Origin of the sequence: Providencia sp. PROV033 (assembly GCF_028484855.1) — a bacterium.
Classification (GTDB): domain Bacteria; phylum Pseudomonadota; class Gammaproteobacteria; order Enterobacterales; family Enterobacteriaceae; genus Providencia; species Providencia alcalifaciens.
The window spans coordinates 1-3645 of the sequence record NZ_JAMPSW010000168.1 but is presented as its reverse complement, the minus strand read 5'-3'; the positions used below and the strand labels follow the sequence as shown (position 1 = coordinate 3645).

Here is a 3645-nt window from a genome sequence, read left to right as displayed (position 1 = left end):
GTCCATCATAAATTGCAGCAGGGTATCCGTAGATTAATTCACCGCAAATATTGTCTGCGATAATTGCGGCTTGGTTATGGCAACTTCCCCCTGCTTTACTAATTGGTAAGTCAACCGTATCGCCAATGACATAAACGCCTTCTACACCATAAACTTGCATCGTTTCATGGTCTGTTGGTAACCAACCTTCACCGTTGTTATGCTCACTTAATCCTGTATTCACAACAGCCTCTACCGCAGTAATTGGCGGCGTACTAATTAATAAATCAAAAGGCTGTTCATCCCCTTCTTTGGAGTACGCTAATTTCTTATCTGGATCAACTTTAGCTAAGGTAAACCCTCGTTGCGCTTTAATATTTTTCGTGACAAATATTTCGGGAATAACTTCACAAACAGGTTGTTGCATGAATAAACAATTACGCAGTAATTGTGAAACCGTTGGATAAGTATAAACAATTTCAATATTATCCCTAACTCGACGTTTTCGTAAATATTCATCAATCATTAAAGTTGTTTCCATCGGTGCAATTCCACACTGATGGGGAACATTAGGCGTCTCAGGGAATGAAACAGTAATAAAAATACGCCCTTTTTCAATCTTAGATAATTGATCAGCTAATTTACGAGATGCATCATAAGCATAAAAATGATTTCCCATTTCTTTTAGACCTTCAATACGCTCAGGTCTAGGGATACATCCCGTTGCTACAACCAAATAATCATAATGGTATTTTTTATTATTTCTCGAGTATAACTCTTTATTTTTAAAATCGAAGGAATCAATTTTATCAATAACTAATTCAATTTCCGGTCTTAATAATTCACGCTCAGGACGACTCAATTCGTCCTTAAAAAACATATTAAAAGCCACATACATAAATGCAGGTTTATAATAATGAATGGGATTATCGGTAATTAATGTTATTTTTATTTTTTGAGAAAAAATGTCTTTATTAAGTTTTCTTGCCAAAATATTAGCTAACATGGTACCGCCAGTACCACCACCCACAATAACTATATTTTTCATGATGTAAAATCCTTAAGAAATAAAACAACCCGATAAATATATCCTGATCATCTCTGTGCTTTACACTTAGTAAATATAGTTTAATGCCGATAACAACCAATACAATAAATTGCATATAATTCAATAATCAACAAGAAAAACTAATCACTTTCAGATATTAAAGTATTTTATCCGGTAAATAAACATTAAATTGCCCACAATCCTCCCCTAGATAGCTTCCGTAACTCTTTGAAATAAAAATATTAATATGAATAATGTCCGACTATCTTCCATTTAAATAAAACATCCTCAGCCACTTGACCATACCCAATGTTATGCATCACTAAGTAAGATTGACTATTCGATGCTTTGATGGATGTCACAATTCCAATATGTGGGCGACCATTATCTAAACGCCACGAAACAATATCACCAGGTCGATAATCCTCCCCTTTTAATGTGATCGGCATAACGGTACCTTTTCGTGTAAAAAAGGTTTCCAAGTTAGGGACTCGCCGATGATCAATATTGGCGTCAGGCTTACTAAGTCCCCATATTTTTTGGCTCGGATATTGGCTAAAGTTTTTCTTTATATCTCCATGAAGGCGTTTCTGAAGATCGATACCTAATTGACGGTAACTGCGGATCACAACATCAGAACAAACGCCATAATGACTAGGTATATCACCATTGGGATAATCTATTTGTCGATATGATGAATCATACATAACTAAACGGGGCAACTGTTCTGCCTTCTTTGCTAGTTCAAGATTATTTTTCCCTAATGCATAGGGTATGCAACACAGTAAGAGCAAGGGTAGTAATTGTTTCAATGCAGTATTCCCCCATAAAATTGAGCGTAAAATCTACAATAATTACAGGGATAAATAAGGTGGGATAGTCTTAAAAGGGGCTATTTAGTTAATTTAAATTGCGTGATGATAGGATTATGGTCAGAGGCATCCGTCTGTAATACACGGCTTTCCTTCAATTTTAAACCACGGTAAAACATAAAATCTAATGGGCGACCAAACGCTTTTGTGCGTAGATCGACATCAAAGAGAACTTCTTTGAGTCCTACAGAGCGAATAAAACGCTTCAATGCATTCACTCGTTGACGGCTCCAAGCATTAAAATCCCCCGCTAAAATAACAGGTCCCACATGTTTACTAATATGAGAACCCAATTTGCCCAGCTGCTTAGTATAAACATCCACCCCAAAGCTAAAGTTAATTGCATGCACATTTACGACCATGAGATGTTTGCCATTAGGCAATGGATAAACCGTGATTAACGCTGATTTTGCTAAGCGTAATAACGGCTCTTTTTCTCGTAAAGGACAACAATAAATCGGGTGAGCTGTCGCGAGAGTCATCACGCCAGAGGGATGAGGAGAAAAAGGTAATGCAGGAACTTGGTCAGCAATTAATTGATGATGAGCAGCGAACGAGACTAACTCTGGAGACATTTGCGCTTCTTGAAGCAATAACAATTTTTTTTCTTTGACAAGTTCCGCCAACGTGGATTTCCAGTTAGGTCGCTGCTGTTTATAGATGTTCCACGTCACTACATCTAATGTTTCGCCCGCAGGAAAGAGTGGGAGACCAATAGGAAGTGAATCTCCAAGCATATGAATTGGCATAGGCTGAATACGTTTTGCAGGTTCACCTGCAATGTACCGAACAGAATAGGTTCTTTTAGCCACTTACCGGATTCCCTACAAAATTAATAACCACAGCGATTGATGTAAACTCTACTAGTTTAGCATTGGTCTGATAAACACGAATTCAGTATATCAAATATCTCACGGGTAATCTTAAGGAACTTATTATTCCTTTTTGTGACTTTTTTCTTCTGCCCTCTCTATTTTTTCGAATTTGCTACCATTTCACCATGATATGACTGCTAAATAATAGTTTAGTGTAGAAAAACATTCAGAATTTTGATTACGGCGTAATACCTAAAAGGACTCAGATTTTTTACACTTAAATCACTTAAATAGAGGCAGTGTTTGAGTGCGTTAGAACGTTCAAAGGAGAATTTTATGTTATTTACGAGGTAGGAAGTAACTACAGAGATTATTTTACATTGATAATCTTCTAACGGTCAGAGCAGACAGGAACAAAATTGACTCCAATGTTGAGACCTTATTAAACAAGAGGTAGCGATGATGATAAGATGTCAGTGAGTCCCACAGTTCATGGTGGTGATGGGTAACGTTAAAAAAATACGCCAGTTATCCGCACTTTATTGAAATTCTAACTCACACAAAAGCCATTTCGATCGAATCAATCAAAACAATCTAGGTTATGACATTGGGATAAATCAGTATCAGTGAAGCTCCACTTCGCCCATCATCGCATTCAGTACAAACAGTAGACTCTCAATTCTCTTATATGAAGAAAATGTTTTTGTCATGACGACGACAATAGCTAGCCTTCAGGAGATACCTCCCTTGAAAGTACTGAATCTGATGCTGAAAAAGTTGATATGCCCCGTTAAACAAGGGAGTAGCGATGATCATGGAGGGAGGGAGGTTAGTACCATTTTTTGCGCTCAGCGCAGATTCTACATTCAAAATCCGGCTAGTGTGCCATACGAAATAAGAAATCGTGGTTATGATGCGATATCGGTGAATA

The 3645-nt window shown here is 37.2% G+C and carries 4 protein-coding genes; 1 reads left to right on the top strand and 3 read right to left on the bottom strand.

All coding sequences use genetic code 11. The features are described 5' to 3' along the window. From PSF16_RS16905 to PSF16_RS16895, 3 genes are all read right to left on the bottom strand, one after another. A partial coding sequence (locus tag PSF16_RS16905) for an NAD(P)/FAD-dependent oxidoreductase (protein WP_272689752.1) occupies nucleotides 1-1027 on the bottom strand: 1027 nt, incomplete at its 3' end. 242 nt (nucleotides 1028-1269) lie between these two features. After that, a complete protein-coding gene (locus tag PSF16_RS16900; RefSeq protein ID WP_272689751.1) occupies nucleotides 1270-1839 on the bottom strand; it encodes a DUF1287 domain-containing protein in 570 nt (189 codons plus the stop codon). 80 nt (nucleotides 1840-1919) lie between these two features. Next, entirely contained in the window at nucleotides 1920-2711 is a 792-nt protein-coding gene (locus PSF16_RS16895; protein ID WP_006661009.1) for an endonuclease/exonuclease/phosphatase family protein, read from the bottom strand. Nucleotides 2712-3461: 750 nt separating this feature from the next. On the opposite strand from PSF16_RS16895, the gene PSF16_RS16890 reads away from it, so the two are divergent. Continuing rightward, nucleotides 3462-3645: hypothetical protein (locus tag PSF16_RS16890; protein ID WP_442959260.1), on the top strand; the 184-nt coding region annotated here is incomplete at its 3' end.